The sequence below is a fragment of the Acinetobacter sp. Tr-809 genome (assembly GCF_011753255.1).
Classification (GTDB): Bacteria; Pseudomonadota; Gammaproteobacteria; order Pseudomonadales; family Moraxellaceae; genus Acinetobacter.
Map to the genome: position 1 here is coordinate 103,398 of NZ_VWVZ01000004.1, position 16,514 is coordinate 119,911.

At 39.8% G+C, this 16,514-nt stretch carries 16 protein-coding genes and 1 tRNA gene; 6 read left to right on the top strand and 11 right to left on the bottom strand.

The features are described 5' to 3' along the window. Positions 1-303 precede the first annotated feature (303 nt). Positions 304-1,062: a Nif3-like dinuclear metal center hexameric protein gene (locus F3J02_RS10300; RefSeq protein ID WP_167249027.1), complete on the bottom strand. Its 759-nt coding sequence runs from the start codon at positions 1,060-1,062 to the stop codon at positions 304-306. Between the two features lie 187 nt (positions 1,063-1,249). Between F3J02_RS10300 and F3J02_RS10305 the strand changes: the two genes are divergently transcribed. Then, the gene (locus tag F3J02_RS10305) at positions 1,250-2,434 is read left to right on the top strand and encodes a trypsin-like peptidase domain-containing protein (RefSeq protein WP_167249029.1); all 1,185 of its coding nucleotides are present in this window, start codon (positions 1,250-1,252) and stop codon (positions 2,432-2,434) included. Between the two features lie 202 nt (positions 2,435-2,636). Here the strand turns inward: F3J02_RS10305 and F3J02_RS18675 are convergent, their stop codons facing one another. Then, positions 2,637-2,771, bottom strand: coding sequence for a hypothetical protein (locus tag F3J02_RS18675; RefSeq protein ID WP_004808457.1), 135 nt, complete (start codon positions 2,769-2,771; stop codon positions 2,637-2,639). Further along, positions 2,764-3,978 (bottom strand): MFS transporter, encoded by a 1,215-nt coding sequence (locus F3J02_RS10310; RefSeq protein WP_167249032.1) that lies wholly within the window; start codon positions 3,976-3,978, stop codon positions 2,764-2,766. Before F3J02_RS10310 ends, F3J02_RS18675 begins: the two co-directional genes overlap by 8 nt. Before the next feature lie 175 nt (positions 3,979-4,153). Between F3J02_RS10310 and F3J02_RS10315 the strand changes: the two genes are divergently transcribed. After that, positions 4,154-4,747: a TetR/AcrR family transcriptional regulator gene (locus F3J02_RS10315; protein ID WP_167249034.1), complete on the top strand. Its 594-nt coding sequence runs from the start codon at positions 4,154-4,156 to the stop codon at positions 4,745-4,747. A gap of 92 nt (positions 4,748-4,839) precedes the next feature. Here the strand turns inward: F3J02_RS10315 and F3J02_RS10320 are convergent, their stop codons facing one another. The 4 genes from F3J02_RS10320 to map form a co-directional block, all read right to left on the bottom strand. Then, positions 4,840-5,976: a porin gene (locus F3J02_RS10320; protein WP_167249036.1), complete on the bottom strand. Its 1,137-nt coding sequence runs from the start codon at positions 5,974-5,976 to the stop codon at positions 4,840-4,842. Positions 5,977-6,058: 82 nt separating this feature from the next. Then, the gene (locus tag F3J02_RS10325; RefSeq protein ID WP_167249038.1) at positions 6,059-7,405 is read right to left on the bottom strand and encodes an MFS transporter; all 1,347 of its coding nucleotides are present in this window, start codon (positions 7,403-7,405) and stop codon (positions 6,059-6,061) included. Between the two features lie 381 nt (positions 7,406-7,786). Continuing rightward, positions 7,787-8,881, bottom strand: a complete 1,095-nt coding sequence (locus F3J02_RS10330; RefSeq protein WP_167249040.1) for an OmpW/AlkL family protein — start codon at positions 8,879-8,881, stop codon at positions 7,787-7,789. Between the two features lie 205 nt (positions 8,882-9,086). Beyond that, the gene (map, locus tag F3J02_RS10335) at positions 9,087-9,911 is read right to left on the bottom strand and encodes a type I methionyl aminopeptidase (protein ID WP_005202497.1); all 825 of its coding nucleotides are present in this window, start codon (positions 9,909-9,911) and stop codon (positions 9,087-9,089) included. 214 nt (positions 9,912-10,125) lie between these two features. On the opposite strand from map, the gene rpsB reads away from it, so the two are divergent. Together rpsB and tsf are read left to right on the top strand one after the other, a co-directional pair. Continuing rightward, entirely contained in the window at positions 10,126-10,878 is a 753-nt protein-coding gene (gene rpsB, locus F3J02_RS10340) for a 30S ribosomal protein S2 (protein ID WP_004652723.1), read from the top strand. A 138-nt stretch (positions 10,879-11,016) separates the two neighbouring features. Beyond that, positions 11,017-11,892: a translation elongation factor Ts gene (gene tsf, locus F3J02_RS10345; protein WP_167249042.1), complete on the top strand. Its 876-nt coding sequence runs from the start codon at positions 11,017-11,019 to the stop codon at positions 11,890-11,892. A gap of 95 nt (positions 11,893-11,987) precedes the next feature. Here tsf and F3J02_RS10350 read toward each other — a convergent pair whose 3' ends face one another. The 4 genes from F3J02_RS10350 to cysS form a co-directional block, all read right to left on the bottom strand. Next, a complete protein-coding gene (locus tag F3J02_RS10350) occupies positions 11,988-12,464 on the bottom strand; it encodes a copper resistance protein NlpE (protein ID WP_167249044.1) in 477 nt (158 codons plus the stop codon). 108 nt (positions 12,465-12,572) lie between these two features. After that, positions 12,573-12,698 (bottom strand): type B 50S ribosomal protein L36, encoded by a 126-nt coding sequence (gene ykgO, locus F3J02_RS10355; protein WP_081401646.1) that lies wholly within the window; start codon positions 12,696-12,698, stop codon positions 12,573-12,575. Between the two features lie 132 nt (positions 12,699-12,830). Continuing rightward, positions 12,831-12,906, bottom strand: a tRNA-Gly gene (locus F3J02_RS10360). Between the two features lie 62 nt (positions 12,907-12,968). Beyond that, positions 12,969-14,390 (bottom strand): cysteine--tRNA ligase, encoded by a 1,422-nt coding sequence (cysS, locus tag F3J02_RS10365; RefSeq protein WP_167249046.1) that lies wholly within the window; start codon positions 14,388-14,390, stop codon positions 12,969-12,971. Between the two features lie 272 nt (positions 14,391-14,662). Here cysS and F3J02_RS10370 point away from each other — a divergent pair, with 272 nt between their 5' ends. Together F3J02_RS10370 and F3J02_RS10375 are read left to right on the top strand one after the other, a co-directional pair. After that, the gene (locus F3J02_RS10370) at positions 14,663-15,310 is read left to right on the top strand and encodes a hypothetical protein (RefSeq protein WP_167249048.1); all 648 of its coding nucleotides are present in this window, start codon (positions 14,663-14,665) and stop codon (positions 15,308-15,310) included. Between the two features lie 223 nt (positions 15,311-15,533). Beyond that, a complete protein-coding gene (locus F3J02_RS10375) occupies positions 15,534-16,511 on the top strand; it encodes a KpsF/GutQ family sugar-phosphate isomerase (RefSeq protein ID WP_167249050.1) in 978 nt (325 codons plus the stop codon). The last annotated feature ends 3 nt before the right edge of the window (positions 16,512-16,514 follow it).

Sequence of the window (16,514 nt, forward strand, 5' to 3'; positions counted from 1 at the left end):
AGCGCTTTCATTATTCATTTAAAAGTAAATGATAATCAATATGTTTATCATTTACTTTAATATTGGTAAAACTAAAGGAAAAATAAATTTTATTTATCATTTGTTTTTTTTCGGTCTGGAATTGACTTGCTAACGAAAGAAGGGGAATTTGTTCTGAGTTTAGTTTTATAAGCTCGAAGATACAGCAAGGAGGTTGCATTGATGGCGATGCTAGGGTGAATTTTAAGTTGAAAATGGATTCATTTAAATATTATGAAGAGAAGGAGTGCAAATAATTCCACTCCTTCATATGGTTGACTCGAACTAGATCGGATTGTTGAGTTCAAAATATTCCGTTTTGATTGAAAACTGATGTGCAATTGCTTGCGCTAAACGTTGTACACCATAACGCTCAGTCGCATGATGTCCACATGCAAAATAATGTACGCCGAGTTCCTTCGCTTCATAAAAAGTACGTTCGCTGACTTCACCAGATATATAAGCATCACAATCTGCTTGAGCTGCTTTGCCAATAAAGTCTTGCGCACCGCCTGTGCAGAAGCCTACTTTTTTAATTGCAGTTTTATCACTCGGCAAATGAAGCACGTTAAAGTCAAAAATGCTTTGTAATTTTGCTTTAAATTGTTCAGGGCTAAGTGAATCGCATAAATAGGCAATGTTGCCAATTGGATGCTTTTCGCTTGGATCCAAAGCTTCGAGGTCGTGTAAACCGATCAAATCGGCAATGGCGATGTTATTGCCCAAAGTTGGATGTGCATCCAAAGGTAAATGGTAGGCGATCAGAGAAATATTATTTTGAATCAGTTTCTTGATGCGATTGCCGCGCATGCCTGTAATTGGGTAGGGTTCACCTTTCCAGAAATAGCCATGATGGACCAGTAAGGCATCGGCTTGTTGAGCAATCGCTGCATCAATGGCAGCTTCCGACGCAGTCACAGCACATACAATTTTATTGACTTCAGGCTTGCCTTCAATCTGTAAGCCATTTGGTGCGTAATCTTTAAATTCATTTGTTTTTAAAGTTTGGTTACACCATTGCACAATATCATGCAAATTTGCCATGCGATTCCTCAAAGTTTTACATCTTTTCTAAGCAACCATAAAAACATATTTTTAAATGTAACTAAAGCTAGACAAAACTTTTTTAACTTTTGCATTGATTTTAAGCAATTTACTTTACAATGGTGGAAACTTCCAGTTCTTCAATTAATTAGGTTAATAACATAATTTCGCCTAGAGGATAATAGACGTGCGCCGTGCATTTACATGGTTACCTTGGGTATTACTCATTCTTGTTATATTTAGTTTTCTGGCTTGGCAGAAATCACATCAACCGAAGCCAACAGTGGCTGCTGATGGCGTAAAAATGCCAGCAGAGAAGGTTGAACCACTGATTGATACGACACGTACGGGCGGAGTGGTTTCGTATAGTGCCGCGGTAAAAGTGGCAGCACCGGCTGTGGTGAATATTTTTACCACGCAGAAAGTAAAGCAGATGAATCATCCATTGTTGAATGATCCTGTGTTTCGTGAGTTTTTTGGCAATCAAATGCCACAACAACCTCAAAACGAAAACAGTTTGGGTTCGGGGGTGATTGTACGTGCAGATGGTTATATCTTGACGAATAATCATGTCATTGCACAAGCTGAGCATATTGTGGTGGCTTTACAAGATGGTCGTCGTGCTGAAGCGCAAGTGATTGGTACAGATCCAGATACTGATTTAGCAGTCATTAAGATTGAATTAGACAAATTACCTGTACTGCCATTTAAATTAAGTGGTAATGAAGTGGGCGATGTTGTGCTCGCGATTGGTAATCCATTTGGTGTGGGTCAAACCGTGACACAAGGGATTATCTCAGCAACTGGTCGCTCTGATTTAGGTATTAATACCTATGAAGACTTTATTCAAACCGATGCGGCAATTAACCCAGGTAACTCTGGCGGTGCATTGATTGATGTTGCAGGGAATCTGATCGGTGTGAACACGGCAATCTTCTCGCAATCTGGTGGTTCGTTAGGGATTGGTTTTGCAATTCCTGCGAAGGTTTGTCAGCAAGTACTAAACTCGATTTTGAAAGATGGTCGTGTAGTGCGTGGTTGGTTGGGCATTAGCTTAATTCCAAATAACATCGATGAAGATGTTTTGGCAGCGAAGCCGATTGGTATAACTGTTGCGGATGTATTACGTGGCGGACCATCTGATACCGCAGGGATCAAGCGTGGCGATAAGATTATTCAAGTGAATAATGAGCAAATTTCATCTGCATCACATCTGATCAATTATGTTGCTTTACAAGCACCAGAAAGTTTAATTGATGTGGTGATTGAGCGTGAAGGCAAACAACAAACCTTACAGGTTAAGGTTGGAGAGCGTAAAGTGCAGCAAAATGCACAATCGCAATATATTCCATTGCCTAAGCGTCAACAGTAGCATCGCTTTGATGATAAATGGGGCTGCTGATGAGCAGCCTTTATTTATTTGAAGTCATAAAAAAAAGCGTGTTGATCGACTGATCAACACGCTTTTTGCATTTTATCGACGTTTTTATTTTTCATTAAAGCATCGAAATTTGATGGTTTGATGACAGAGCTTTGATGTTTATATGACAAAGATTAAGCACGAGCTATCTGCTTTAATGTGCACAAAATGCTTGGTTGAAGTACTCAAATAAATCAGGGGTTTGAAACCAGATCAAGATCGAAAGACTCATCAAGCACAGAAGCGTGACAAACAACACCAATTTAAAATGACGCTCTATATTAGTCATGAATCACAGCCTCTTCATTCACGAAAAGATGGATAACAACACCAAAAGCACTCAGTACTAAACAGGCTAACCAAATCATATTGTAGTTGCCTGCAATATCGTGATTCACCCCACCAAGCCAGCCACCGAAAAAAGACCCGATTTGATGGGTAAAGAAGACAATACCACTGAGCATAGATAAATATTTGACCCCAAACATATTGGCCACAATTCCGTTGGTAAGCGGAACAGTTGAAAGCCAGAGTAGACCCATGATGATCCCAAAACTATAAACGGTCAATGTGCTGAGAGGGAGCAAGAGAAAAGCAATAATTGCAATACCGCGTAAACCATAGAGCAACATGAGTAGCTTTGGTTTCGAATAACGATCACCCAACCAGCCTGCACCATAAGTTCCTATAATATTAAATAGGCCGACTAGTGCTAGGAATATCGTACCTGTTGTGGCATCAAAGCCATGATCGATTAAATAACCAGGCAGGTGTACCCCTAAAAATACGACTTGGAAACCACAGACTAGAAAGCCGAGCGATAACCACCAAAAAGGTTTGTGTTTTCTTGCAATGTGTAAAACCTGTTTAAAGCTTAAACTTGGCTGATTTAGCGCTTTAGGTGGTGTAGAAGAAGGGGATTTCAATAACCAAGCCAAGGGGACAATGAATGCAATAGCAAAGGCACTCACCAGCAAAGCAGAAGACCAACCGATGTTTTTAAGGAGTAACAGAGTTGAGGGCAGCATAATAAACTGCCCAAATGAACCTGCTGCACTGGCAATTCCCATCACCATACTGCGTTTTTCTGGTGGTGCAGCGCGACCTACGGCAGAAAGTAATACAGTAAATGATGTGGCTGATAAAGCAAGTCCAATAACGAGACCTAAGCTGAGATTTAGTAAAAGACCTGTCGAACTAAATGCCATAAGAACTAAGCCGATGGCATAGAGTACGCCACCTGCCATAACTACCTTTTTAGTACCGTATTTATCTGCGATTGCGCCCGTAAATGGTTGCGCTGCTCCCCAAATCAGATTTTGCATGGCAATAGCAAAACTGAAGATATGGTGGCCCCAGCCAAAACTTTCACTCATTGGAACAAGGTATAACCCAAAACCATGGCGTACACCCAATGAAAGGGCAAGAATCAGCGCACTCCCAATCAGCATCATAATCAAAGTTTTAGAGAAATTTGAATCTTGGTTGTTGTTCATACACTGTCCGTATTTATCCTTTGCTGTAGGGGGCTTTCAGATGATGATTGAACGATATTAAAATAGATTACAACTATAATCTATAATAATATGTATTGGGAATGCTAAAATACTTTTTATCTATAGATGATGAATTGCTGATTCTTTATTTTTATTGAGTTAAGAAGGTTTGCTTATGCCACGTGTGTCTAAAAAGTTAGCGATAGAAAATAGAAAGAATATTGAACATACGACATCGCGATTGATACGAGAAAAGGGCTTTGCTATAAGTGTTGCAGATTTAATGAAAGCTGCAGGCTTAACACACGGTGGATTTTACAAACATTTTCAAAATAAGGATGAATTGATTGATATCGCTTGCAAAGATATTTTTCAGCAATCGGTGGGAAAGTGGGAAGCCATCATAGATGCATCCGATAATGAGAAAACAGCACTGCATGATATTTTTAATGGTTATTTATCTGAGCGAAATTTGGAAAATCCTGGAGCAAGTTGCCCTCTATCGTCCTTAAGTGGCGATGTTGCAAGGGAGTCTAGTGAAAAACCAGTAAAACAGTCATTTCATCAAGGTGTGGAATCATTGCTTTCGATTTTGAGTTCACTTGATTCATTGAACCCAAAAGATCAAGAACGGATATCTGAGAATGCGGTTATCCAGTTGAGTCTGTTATCAGGCGCGCTCACACTCGCTCGCTCAGTAGACCATGAATTAGCATTAAAAATATTAGATACTGTTAAGCAGCATTTATTTGAGCAATATAAAGTGTAAGGCTGAAATAGGTAAGCAATAATTAGGAAGTCAAAAAAACAGAAATAGCGTCCAGCTACTCCTGTTTTTTGGTACCTTGATTAATTGAGTTGCTAAAATTTAAATTCTAGGCCAAGTCCAACCACAGGTTGTTTATCTTTTTTATCGGCTTTCTCAAGGGTTAAATAGCCAGCATAGCCGTAGCTTTTTACTTGTTTATTGAAGGCATAGTCAGCGCCAGCCATGATCTGTTTAGCTTTAAAGTCGGCAACGTTATTTTTAAAGCGGGTATCATTTTGGCTATATTGGGCTTTGATTAACCATTTTTTTGCATTGGGAAGCGTGTATTCTGCACCGACTAACCAGCCTTTGGCATCATCAATATTATTGGCTTTAGTTATCCATTTAGTTGCATCAGCTGGGTCAGCATAGGTGGTTTCTTCCACCTCGGAACGTTGGTACAAGGTTTTAATTGCTAAACCTTCAATTGGATTTAAACGACCAATAGCTCGAATTGTATTTGCTGCGGTAAAAGCTTGTGTGTCGGCTGTATAAGCTTGCCCAGTGGCAACATTGAGAAAGCCTCGACCAGAAAAAGTACTTGGAATGGCTTTATCGTAGCCAAAACCTGCAACAAAAAGGGGGTGTTCATAGACCAGACTCGCCGACCACGCATCTCCTAAGCCTCGACCAGCGACTTTGGCACCGCCACTGGATGTCTTGATGCCAGAGGATTCTCCACTTGCAAGCAGAGCATTAAGTTTTACTGAGCCATTCAGTAGATTGATTGCAGGAGATTCATACACAACAACATTGTCGATGCGGTTTTCTCCAGTAAAGATGCCACCGATATCCGCTTTATTTGCTACATAGTTATTGAAAATATCGACTGTGCTTGAAAGCTGTTTGACGGGCGTATCATATTTACCCACTTTGATGGTACCGAGTTGACTGTCCTTTAAGCCGACAAAACGGTTTCGTTGCGTCCAGTCAGTTCCATCCCCATCAGCACTCAATCCCCATTCAATCGCATAAACTGCGCTTAGACGTTCAGTCAGTTTTTCATCTCCTTTGACACCGAGATACGAACTATTTGAGCTGATTTCCCAGACGTCCTTGTTTGAACTGTGGGCATTTTTCTCTGGCAAATAATCTAAACTGGCATCAATTTCGCCATAAAGTGTTGGTGCTGCAAAAGTAGTATTGGCTAAACATCCGAGCATGGCAAAGCCAAGAAGATTCAATTTCATATTGAGACCCCTGAAAAATAGTAATCAGTATTTAATTTAAAGTGCGTGTGGGATAAGTTACCCCACACTGAGGTTGATATAATTAAGCAAGAGAATTGCGTTCGAGTACGGCCTGTTCAAACAGTTGTTGTTCTTTGGCTTTATGCTCGACTGAGAAGCGGATCAAGATGACACTGAATGCAGCTACAGTCACTAGAGTACCTAAAATCATTAAGCAGGTTTGTATGTCCAGTAAGCCTTTGAGCAAAAAGCCTGCCGCAACAGCCCCAACATTACCACCTGCACCAATGATACCTGCGACACCACCTAAAGCATTACGATCAATGAATGGAACAAGGGCATAGGTCGCACCACAAGACATATGGGTAAATAAAGCAAAAACGGTCATGCTGATAATGGCAAGTGCTAAGGTATTCATTTGTGAGAATAGAATTAGGAATAAACCCTCACATAAGATTAGGATAAACAATACTTTAGTGCGACCATCCAAGCCTTTAGAAATTGCAACTTTATCTGAAAGATAACCACCGAGTGCGCGGGCGAACAAGGCGAGCAGACCGAAAATACCTGCAGTTAGACCTGCTTCTTTGAGTCCCATGTTGAAGTGATCGACATAGTACATTGCAGCGATGTTATGAATAAAAATCTCAATACCAAAACATGCAGCATAAGACACAAATAGAATCCAAACACGGTAATTACGTGCAGCTTGCATTAGAATGGCAACACCACCTTTTTTACCGTTCCCAACATCGATACCTTGCTCACGCAATTCTTTAAAGTTTCCTTGTGGGCAATCTTGAGTAAGTTTCCAATAGAGAACACCCACAATTAACATCATGATGCCTGGTACAAGTAATGCGATTCTCCACCCCATTGCTTGTTCTACACCAAACATGACGATAGCACCAAGAATTAAAGGCATGATGGCTTGAGTTGCACCACCACCTGCATTCCCCCAACCCGCAGAAGCAGCATTGGCAGTACCCACTACATTTGGTGCAAACATCACACTGGTATGGTATTGAGTAATTACAAAGCTCGCGCCAATTGCTCCAATGAGTAGGCGAAAGAACAGGAATGATTCATAGGTATTGGCGGCCGCAACACCAAAAACAGGAATACTGCCGAGCAATAAAAGAGCGGTATAGGTCTTGCGTGGGCCGTATTTATCACACAATGGACCAACAATGAGTCGAATTAAGATGGTAATCGCAACGGCTGCAATGTTGATATTAGCAATTTGATCTTTGGTTAAATTGAACTCGCCTTTGATAACAGGCATGAGCGGAGCGCAGGCAAACCATGCGAAGAAGCATACGAAGAATGCCAGCCATGTCATATGGAAGGCACGCATGGCAGGTGTGGAAAAGCTAAATAATTTTATTTCAGTGGCTTTTTTTGCATCAATATTCATTGGTGAAGACATAACTTTCTCCTGAACTGCACGTCATTTATTTTGCTTAGTCATTACGCTGCTTAAGCAAATCGAACAGAACGGACGTCGTTGGCCGTCATCAAATTGGTTTATGAATCATCGTTGATTCAACATGCTTGATATATAGCAAGTGCCGTGCCAGAAAAATAAATTAACCAAATGAATAATTTAAAGTGTTAATCATCAAAGTGTTTATATGAGGATTAAGCTGAATAAGAACATTGTTATCAATGTGGGGGAGTAAGTAAAAGGTTTCTATGTCAGACAATCTTGTGAAAATTGCGTTCTCGTAGTGCGTGATTTTTGATCACGATGCTTTGAAAGGCAGCACAATAAAAAAGCAGCACTCGCTGCTTTTTTATCAATTGAAATCTAGAAACGGTAGCCAACACCTGCATATCCTAAAATAGGATTAATCTCGATATCTGTTTTTGCACGGATTAGCTCTCCATATTTATCATCATTCACTGTTATTGTTGCCTCCCCAGTAAGGTGTGCGTATGAAACAGAGCCGACAGCAAACCATCGATCGTTAAAATCATAAGTAAAACCAGCAGTGGCAACCGGTGCAAATGCATCTGAAGCTTCTAATTTAACTTTTGGATCGCCAGAGCTGGTCTTTTGATCCAATGCCGCACCTGCTTTACCGTCTTTAATATTGACGATCATATGTCCCGCATTGATGAGATCATTTTCGATTGCAGAGTTGATTTTTAGCTCATTAAAATATGCATACATTAGACCTAATCCAACATAAGGTCTGAATTTATTCACACCTGTTTTACCGAAGTGATATTGAAATTCAAATGCAGGCGTCCATGCTCTTGCTGTTGCTGCCGTACCATGTGCCTCTAGGTCTGTAATGAAAATTTGTTTCTCTAAATCAATGGAGGGTAGACCTATACCCCCAATAATAGGAAGTTCTATAGATGGATGAGCTGTAGCGGTTAATGGTGCATAAATTTGCCCTTTACCTTGAATGTCGACCTTTGGTGGGATACCAGCCTTAATTTCAAGCGAAACATTGTCTGTGAAAAAATAGTTGGTCATGATGCCTAAAGTCATTACATCATCAGCTTCTAATCCTGTCCCTGGATTGTTCCATTCATTTAACCCATAGATTTCAGCATTACCACTTAATGAGCCTGGTAGCTTTTCTTGTCCGAGAGCATCAAGAAAATCAATGAAAGCAGTTGATAGATTAGGATCCATATCTTTGGATATGCTGCCTTTCACAGTTTTTATTGAAACATCTCCAACTTTGGATTGCTCTCCATTTGCTACAGCTGTATTAACTTTTACAGGTTGAGCTTTACCTGTTGGTTTTACATATAAAGCACCTACAGAAACTGAAAAGCGTTTAAACCCATCACCATCTTTCAGACTAAAATAAGGTGAGTCTGCGAAAGTAAGTGTCGGTAGGGCACATATGCCTGTAATCAGGCAAGCGAATGATTTCTTCATCATCGTGGGACTCCATGTCCAAAACGTTTTTAGGATTTTTCTTGCGCTCACCATAACGCTATTTTTCGACAGGCTTTGTTTAGTTAAATTTTATAATTGTTATTCTTATGAAAAAAATTGTTTGCTTTAAATAAATTGATGAAGGAATTGTGAAGAGATAAAAAAAGCCACCTAAGTGACTTTTTAAAAATAATTCAAGAATTATGAATTACATAAAACGTGATAGATCTTCTTCAGGGCGAGCAGTTAAAACTTCGATTCCTGTTTGTGTTACCAAAATGGTATGTTCGTATTGAGCAGATAACTTGTGATCTTTTGTGACAACCGTCCACTTATCACCTAAAAGTTTAGTCTGCCAAACACCTGCGTTGACCATTGGTTCAATGGTAAAGGTCATGCCAGCCTCTAGACGCATACCCGTACCTTTTTGGCCATAGTGCAGAACTTGTGGCTCATCATGGAATACATTGCCGATCCCATGCCCACAATATTCACGCACAACACTAAAGCGTTCAGATTCTACATATTGTTGAATTGCATAGCCGACATCACCCAGATATGAACCATCTTTAACTGTTGCCATACCCCGATACATCGCTTCCTGAGCCACTGAACATAAACGATTGGCTAGAATTGAAGTTTCACCACCCACGATATACATCATGTTGGTGTCGCCGTGATAACCATCTTTAATGACTGTTACATCAATGTTAAGAATATCACCGTTCTTTAAGGTTTTATTTTCAGATGGAATACCATGACAAACCACATGGTTAACCGAAGTACAAATAGAATGTTGGAATGCGGGGCGGCCTGGTGCAGCACCATAGCCCACACATGCAGGAATCGCGTGTTGAACATTTTCAATATGATTGCGACAGATTGTATCGAGTTCTAGTGTGCTCACACCCGCTTTAATATGCGGTTTAATCATGTCTAGAACTTCAGCCGCCAATTTCCCTGCAACACGCATCTTTTCAATTTCTTCAGGTGTTTTGATTAATCGACGAGGGGCCGTATAAGTTGTATTCATGATCTCTAAAAACTTTTGGTAATTTGCAAGCGTCTATGGTATAAATAGCCGCCTATTTTATCAAATGCTTTTCGTGAATATATTTTACGAAGATATCTGATAACAATAGTCGTAAAAAAATCCGCACATATATCGACACATTACTCTGGGTGCCTAGCAATAGGTGGAGAATGCGGATATATGGAGGCCTAACCCAAACTTTAAGGTAAAGAAAATGGCAGATTACAACGTAAGCATGCGCGACCTTCTTCAAGCAGGCGCACACTTTGGTCACCAAACTCGTTTCTGGAACCCAAAAATGCGTCAATACATTTTTGGCGCGCGTAACAAAATTCACATCATCAACCTTGAGCACACTGTTCCTGCGTTAAATGATGCTTTGAACTTCGTTAACAACTTGGCGAGCAAAAAGAACAAAGTATTGTTCGTTGGTACAAAACGAGCTGCTTCTAACATCATCCGTGAACAAGCTCAACGCGCTGGTCAACCATATGTAGATCACCGTTGGTTAGGTGGTATGTTGACGAACTGGAAAACACTTCGCCAATCTATCAACCGTTTAAAAGATCTTCAAACTCAATCTCAAGATGGTACTTTTGCTAAGCTTACTAAACGTGAAGCTTTAGAGCGTACTCGTGAGATGGAAAAACTTGAACGTGCTTTAGGCGGCGTTAAGAACATGGGTGGTTTACCTGACGCATTATTTGTAATCGACGTTGATCACGAAGCGATTGCAATCAAAGAAGCGAAAAACTTAGGTATTCCTGTAATCGGTATCGTTGATACAAACTCTAACCCAGACAACGTTGATTACGTTATTCCGGGGAACGACGATGCGATCCGTGCAGTTACTTTATATGCTTCTGCTATGGCTGATGCGATTCTTGCTGGTAAAGAATATGCTCAATCACAAGCAAATGCACAAGCTAAAGGCGACGACGCTGCTAAAGACGCTTCTGAGGCTTAATGCGTTTTGACGCAAGCTTGTCATTTTTGCGACATGTAATGGTGGCAAATTAAAGCGTCGAGATTGCAAACGGCCCAGAGATTCTTTGGGCCGTTTTTGTTGAACAGATTTATTTTCTACCGATTTTAGGAGATCAACATGACTGCAGTTACTGCGAGCATGGTAAAAGAATTACGTGACCGTACTGGTCTTGCAATGATGGAATGCAAAAAAGCATTAACAGAAGCAGGCGGTGACATCGAACTTGCGATTGATAACCTTCGTAAATCAGGTCAAGCAAAAGCTGCTAAAAAAGCAGGTAACATTGCTGCTGATGGCGCGATCACTATTATTCAAAACGGTAACAAAGCAATTCTTGTTGAAGTTAACTGTCAAACTGACTTCGTTGCTAAAGACGAAAACTTCAAAAACTTCTCTGATAAAGTTGCTGCTGCTGCGCTTGCTGCTGGCGAAACTGATGCTGCGAAAATTGCTGAACTTAAGCTTGAAGACGGTGCGACTGTAGAAGAAGCTCGTGTTGCACTTGTTCAAAAAATTGGTGAAAACATTCAAGTTCGTCGCGCTCAAATCGTTGAAGGCGAAAACTTGGCTGTTTACAAGCACGGTTTAAAAATCGGTGTTGTTGTTTCTTACACAGGTGATGCTGACACTGGTAAAGGTATTGCAATGCACGTTGCTGCGTTCAACCCAGTTGCTGTAAATGCTGAAGCTGTTCCAGCTGACTTGATCGCTAAAGAGAAAGAAATTGCTGAAGCGAAAGCTTTAGAATCTGGTAAGCCTGCAAACATCGTTGAGAAAATGGTAACTGGTTCAGTTGACAAATACTTGAACGAAGTTGCTCTTGATCGTCAAATGTATGTTATTGATAACGACAAGAAAGTTGCTGATGTATTAAAAGCAACTGGTACTGTTGTAGCTCAATTCACTCGTTTCGAAGTGGGTGAAGGTATTGAGAAGAAAGCTGAAATGAGCTTTGCAGAAGAAGTTGCTGCTGCTCAAGCTGCTGCGAAGTAATTCGTATCTTCTAAAAAAACCCAGTCATGATGACTGGGTTTTTTATTGCCTGCTAAAATCTCATTTTGACTCATGGATTTTTAAGGCGTCACTGATTATTCAGCTTCTTTTTTAAGTTCGTATTTGTCGGCTAATTCACCAGTAACTTCTTTGCCTTCCATATCTAAGGCTTTTAAGTAACCCTCAGCAACAAAGTACTTACGGCCATCACCAGCTTTGTCTAACTCAATGATAGAGGTGTTGGTGCTATCAAAGCTAAAACTACCTTTGCTTTCAAATGTTTTACCATCACCTTTGCCTAAATAAGTTTCTTTTAACTCATAAGTTTTGTCTTGGTTGAGTTCAAGCTCAGTTTTGATCCCTTCACAATCTGCGCAAGGCAGAACACCTTTGTATGTGCCATTCCAGTCTAGTGAGTTTTCTGCTGTATGTGCACTATCAGCAACGACTTCAGATGTTGCTTCTGTTGTGGTTGCAGGAGGGGTTTGTTCATCTGTTTTAGGGGTTTCTGCTTTGTTACATGCAACTAGAAAAATAGATGCCAAAGAAATTGCGATTAGTGATTTTTTCATCTTAGATATAACCTCGTGAAAACAGTAATATCTAAGTTATGAAATTTAAAGGAGAAATGGTAGTAAGGGAATGTAAGGGTTGTTTAACCTTTGGTAAAGCAAGACAAGTTAACCTTGTCTTGCTTTGAAGCGAGGATTGGATTTGCAGATGACAAATAACTTGCCGCGACGTTTTACAATCTGGCAATCAGGGCTACGGCGCTTTGCGCTTTTAAGGGATGAGCAAACTTTCATGTTGAGTCTCCATATTAAATGTTATGTTATAATATTACATTAAATTAAATGTGTAAAGTTTGTCTGACTTTTGGGTGGGTAGTGCACATAAGAAAAAAAGCCCTCATCTTTCGATAAGGGCTTTTTTGAATCTGGAGCGGGAAAGGAGACTCGAACTCCCGACCCCAACCTTGGCAAGGTTATGCTCTACCAACTGAGCTATTCCCGCAATAGGACGCATTATAGAGAGTTTCATTCAAGTGTCAACTCTTTATAATGCTAAGTGTTTAATTAATCAGCACGTCGCCAGATTGTACCTTGACGCGTATCTTCTAAAACCACACCTTGATCCAATAAAGACTGGCGAATGCCATCGGCTTGAGCAAAGTCTTTGGCTTTTTTCGCATCAACACGCTGTTGAATAAAATTTTCAATTTCAGCATCGGATAGGGTAAGTGCTTCCTGACCAATATCTGATTTGAGGAATTCATCAACATCATGCTGAACCAAGCCAAGAATGTCAGTTAAATGGCGTAGCGTAGAGTAAAGCAGCGTGGCTTGTTCAGCTTGTTCATCTTTCACTGCACGGTTTAGTTCTTTATTCAGTTCAAAAAGTACTGCCATTGCTTCAGCTGTATTGAAGTCATCACACATGGCATTGTTAAAACGTTCAACAAAGCCCTGCTCTAAGGTATCAACAGTTGTTTGACCATATACCTGTTGATAAGCTTTAAATGAATGATAAAAACGGCTCAGAGCGGTTTTAGCTTCTTTTAGGGCCACATCGGAGAAGTTGACTGGACTACGATAATGTGAAGACACGATGAAGTAGCGAATCACTTCTGGATGGAATTTCTCCATGACATCGCGAATGGTAAAGAAATTGCCTAAAGACTTAGACATTTTCTCGCCATCTACATTGATGAAACCAACATGCATCCAATAGTTTACATATTGTTCGCCAGTCGATGCCTCACTTTGTGCGATTTCATTTTCATGGTGCGGGAACATCAGATCTGAACCACCACCATGAATATCAAAATGATTGCCTAGGCAGCAGGTTGACATTGCAGAACATTCAATATGCCAACCTGGACGGCCATTGCCCCAAGGTGATGCCCAAGCAGGTTCATTTTCTTTGGCATGTTTCCATAGAACAAAGTCAAAAGGATGTTTCTTTTGTACTTCTACATCGACACGCTCAGATGCACCTGCTTGCATGTCATCAAGTTTGCGGCCTGATAAACGACCATATTTATCGAATTTTGTTACTTCAAAATAGACATCACCATTAGCAGCAGGGTAAGCAGTACCTTTATCGACTAATGTGCCGATCATATTTTGCATTTGATCAATATATTCAGTCGCTTTAGGCGCTTCATCAGGTTCGGCACAGCCTAAATTAGCTGCATCTTCGTTCATTGCATCAATAAAGCGTGCAGTGAGCTGTTGAATGCTTTCACCATTTTCATTTGCACGCGCAATGATCTTGTCATCAATGTCGGTAATGTTACGAATATAGCGAACTTTCCAGCCTTGGCTACGTAAGAAGCGAATGATGTAGTCAAATGCAACCATAACTCGAGCGTGCCCGATATGACAGTAGTCATAAACTGTCATACCACATACATACATATCGATTTGACCTTCTTTGCGTGGGACAAATTCAACTTTTTTACGTTGCTCAGAATTATATAGAACAAAAGGTTGCATAAGGGTTTTCAAACACTCTACAAAAATCGTTATTCATCATAACGTATGCACCATATTTCATAAAGTTATCAGTAGAAAAAAGATGAGGCATAAGATAGTTTTTTCGTGTCTATGATGAGTGTAGTTTGTCTGAAATCATTGTGGGACTTTGAAAAGGATAAGTAAAATTAAGCAATTTGAGTGAAACATCGAAAACAGAGTAAAAATTTAATTTGAAAATCAATCTGCTATAAATCAAGATGCTTATAAAATTTGTAGTGATTAAGAATTATATGGATTCTACACAAAATCCTTTTAAGAAGGTCGGTATTGTATTATTTGTGATCGGTATTCTTGATATCATTTTGATGCTCTATTGCATAATAAATAAAATTGCATATTCATCAAGTTTTAATATTTTTTCTGTGATTATTGGAATTTTTCTGATCAAGGGGAGTATAAAAACTGCACGTATAGCAAGATGGTTTAGTGTATTTTTTTCTATTATGTTAATTGGGATTGTTGTAGGGGTAAGCCTATTAATGCCTTTTGACTTGTTGCTCCTTAAATTAAAACTCAATGTTTGGTCTGCATTAGGCACATTTCTGTTCATTGTTATTTTTTTCTTATTCCTTATTTGGGTTTATCGTCAGCTTTCTACACCAGAAGTATTGAGGTTATTCGCTCAGTCTGGCTATCCAACAGGGAAGCCAATATCAGCTTATTTATCGAGTGCTTTTCTATTCATCTTTATGCTTGGGATGTTTATCTTAATAGGAAGTGGAGAGTCAGAAAAGAAAGCTAAAGAATTAGCTAGGCAACAACTGGGAAATGGGTTTCAGTACTATGTTTCCAGTATTTCTATTTCTGAAAACTCAGGTCAGGCAAATGTGATTGCATATTCAGATAAAGAAATCCGAAGTGTCAAAGTAAGTTGGTGATTAAAGTTATGAAATAAAATTGTGGAATCTATTTTTTACTCGAATATAGTGTTTTTGTTGGCTAGGCGAACCGAAAAGAAATCGTTATTTTCCTTCATTTTCTAAGAAAACTTATACATTTAGAAACGTGTAGGATGTGCAAATATGCTAGAATCTGCAACATTCTTTTGATTAAAATCATCTACCATCAGGTGGATAGAGTATTATTTTGAGTCAAACTCATATGTCACAAGCCATAGATTTCCAGAAAAGCGCATTAGAAACATTGCGTGTCGAACAACAAGCCATAGATGTTCTTGCTGCACAAATTGATGAACGTTTTGATGCTGCATGCGAGATACTTTTGCAATGCAAAGGGCGTGTTGTGATTACGGGTATGGGAAAATCTGGTCATATTGGCCGTAAAATGGCTGCTACCTTTGCTTCGACAGGTACTCCATCATTCTTTATGCATCCTGGCGAAGCTGGGCATGGTGATCTTGGGATGTTGGTACGTGGTGATGTATTGATTGCAATTTCTAACTCGGGGAAGAGTGATGAAATTATGATGTTGATGCCATTAATCAAACATTTAGAAGTGCCATTAATTACCATTAGTCGCGATGATAAAGGGCCGATGCCACAAAATGCAGATGTTGCCCTGACCTTAGGCGAGGCAGATGAAGCGTGCCCTCTTGGTTTGGCACCAACCTCAAGTACAACTGCAACTTTAGTTTTGGGTGATGCTCTAGCTGTTGCACTATTGGAAGCACGTGGATTTACCGCAGATGATTTTGCACGTTCACATCCTGCAGGAGCATTAGGTAAACGTTTGCTTTTGCATGTTAAGCATCTAATGCATACAGGTGATGAACTACCTAAAGTTCGACCTGATACACCAATGAATAAAGTGTTATATGAAATTTCGGATAAACGTCTGGGTTTAACCACGATTGTTGATGAAAATGATACCTTATTGGGTATTTTTACCGATGGTGATTTACGTCGTATGATTGACCAGCAACAAGGTTTTAATGTGAATCTGGCTGTTTCTGAAGTAATGACTAAAAATCCACTAACGATTTCTCAAGAAGCTCGTGCAGTAAAAGCATTAGAAAAAATGCATGAGAGAAAAGTGAATCAATTTGTAGTTGTTGATGATACCAATAAAGTCATTGGTGTGATTAGTATGCATGACCTCATTCAGGCAGGAGTAAATTAAGCC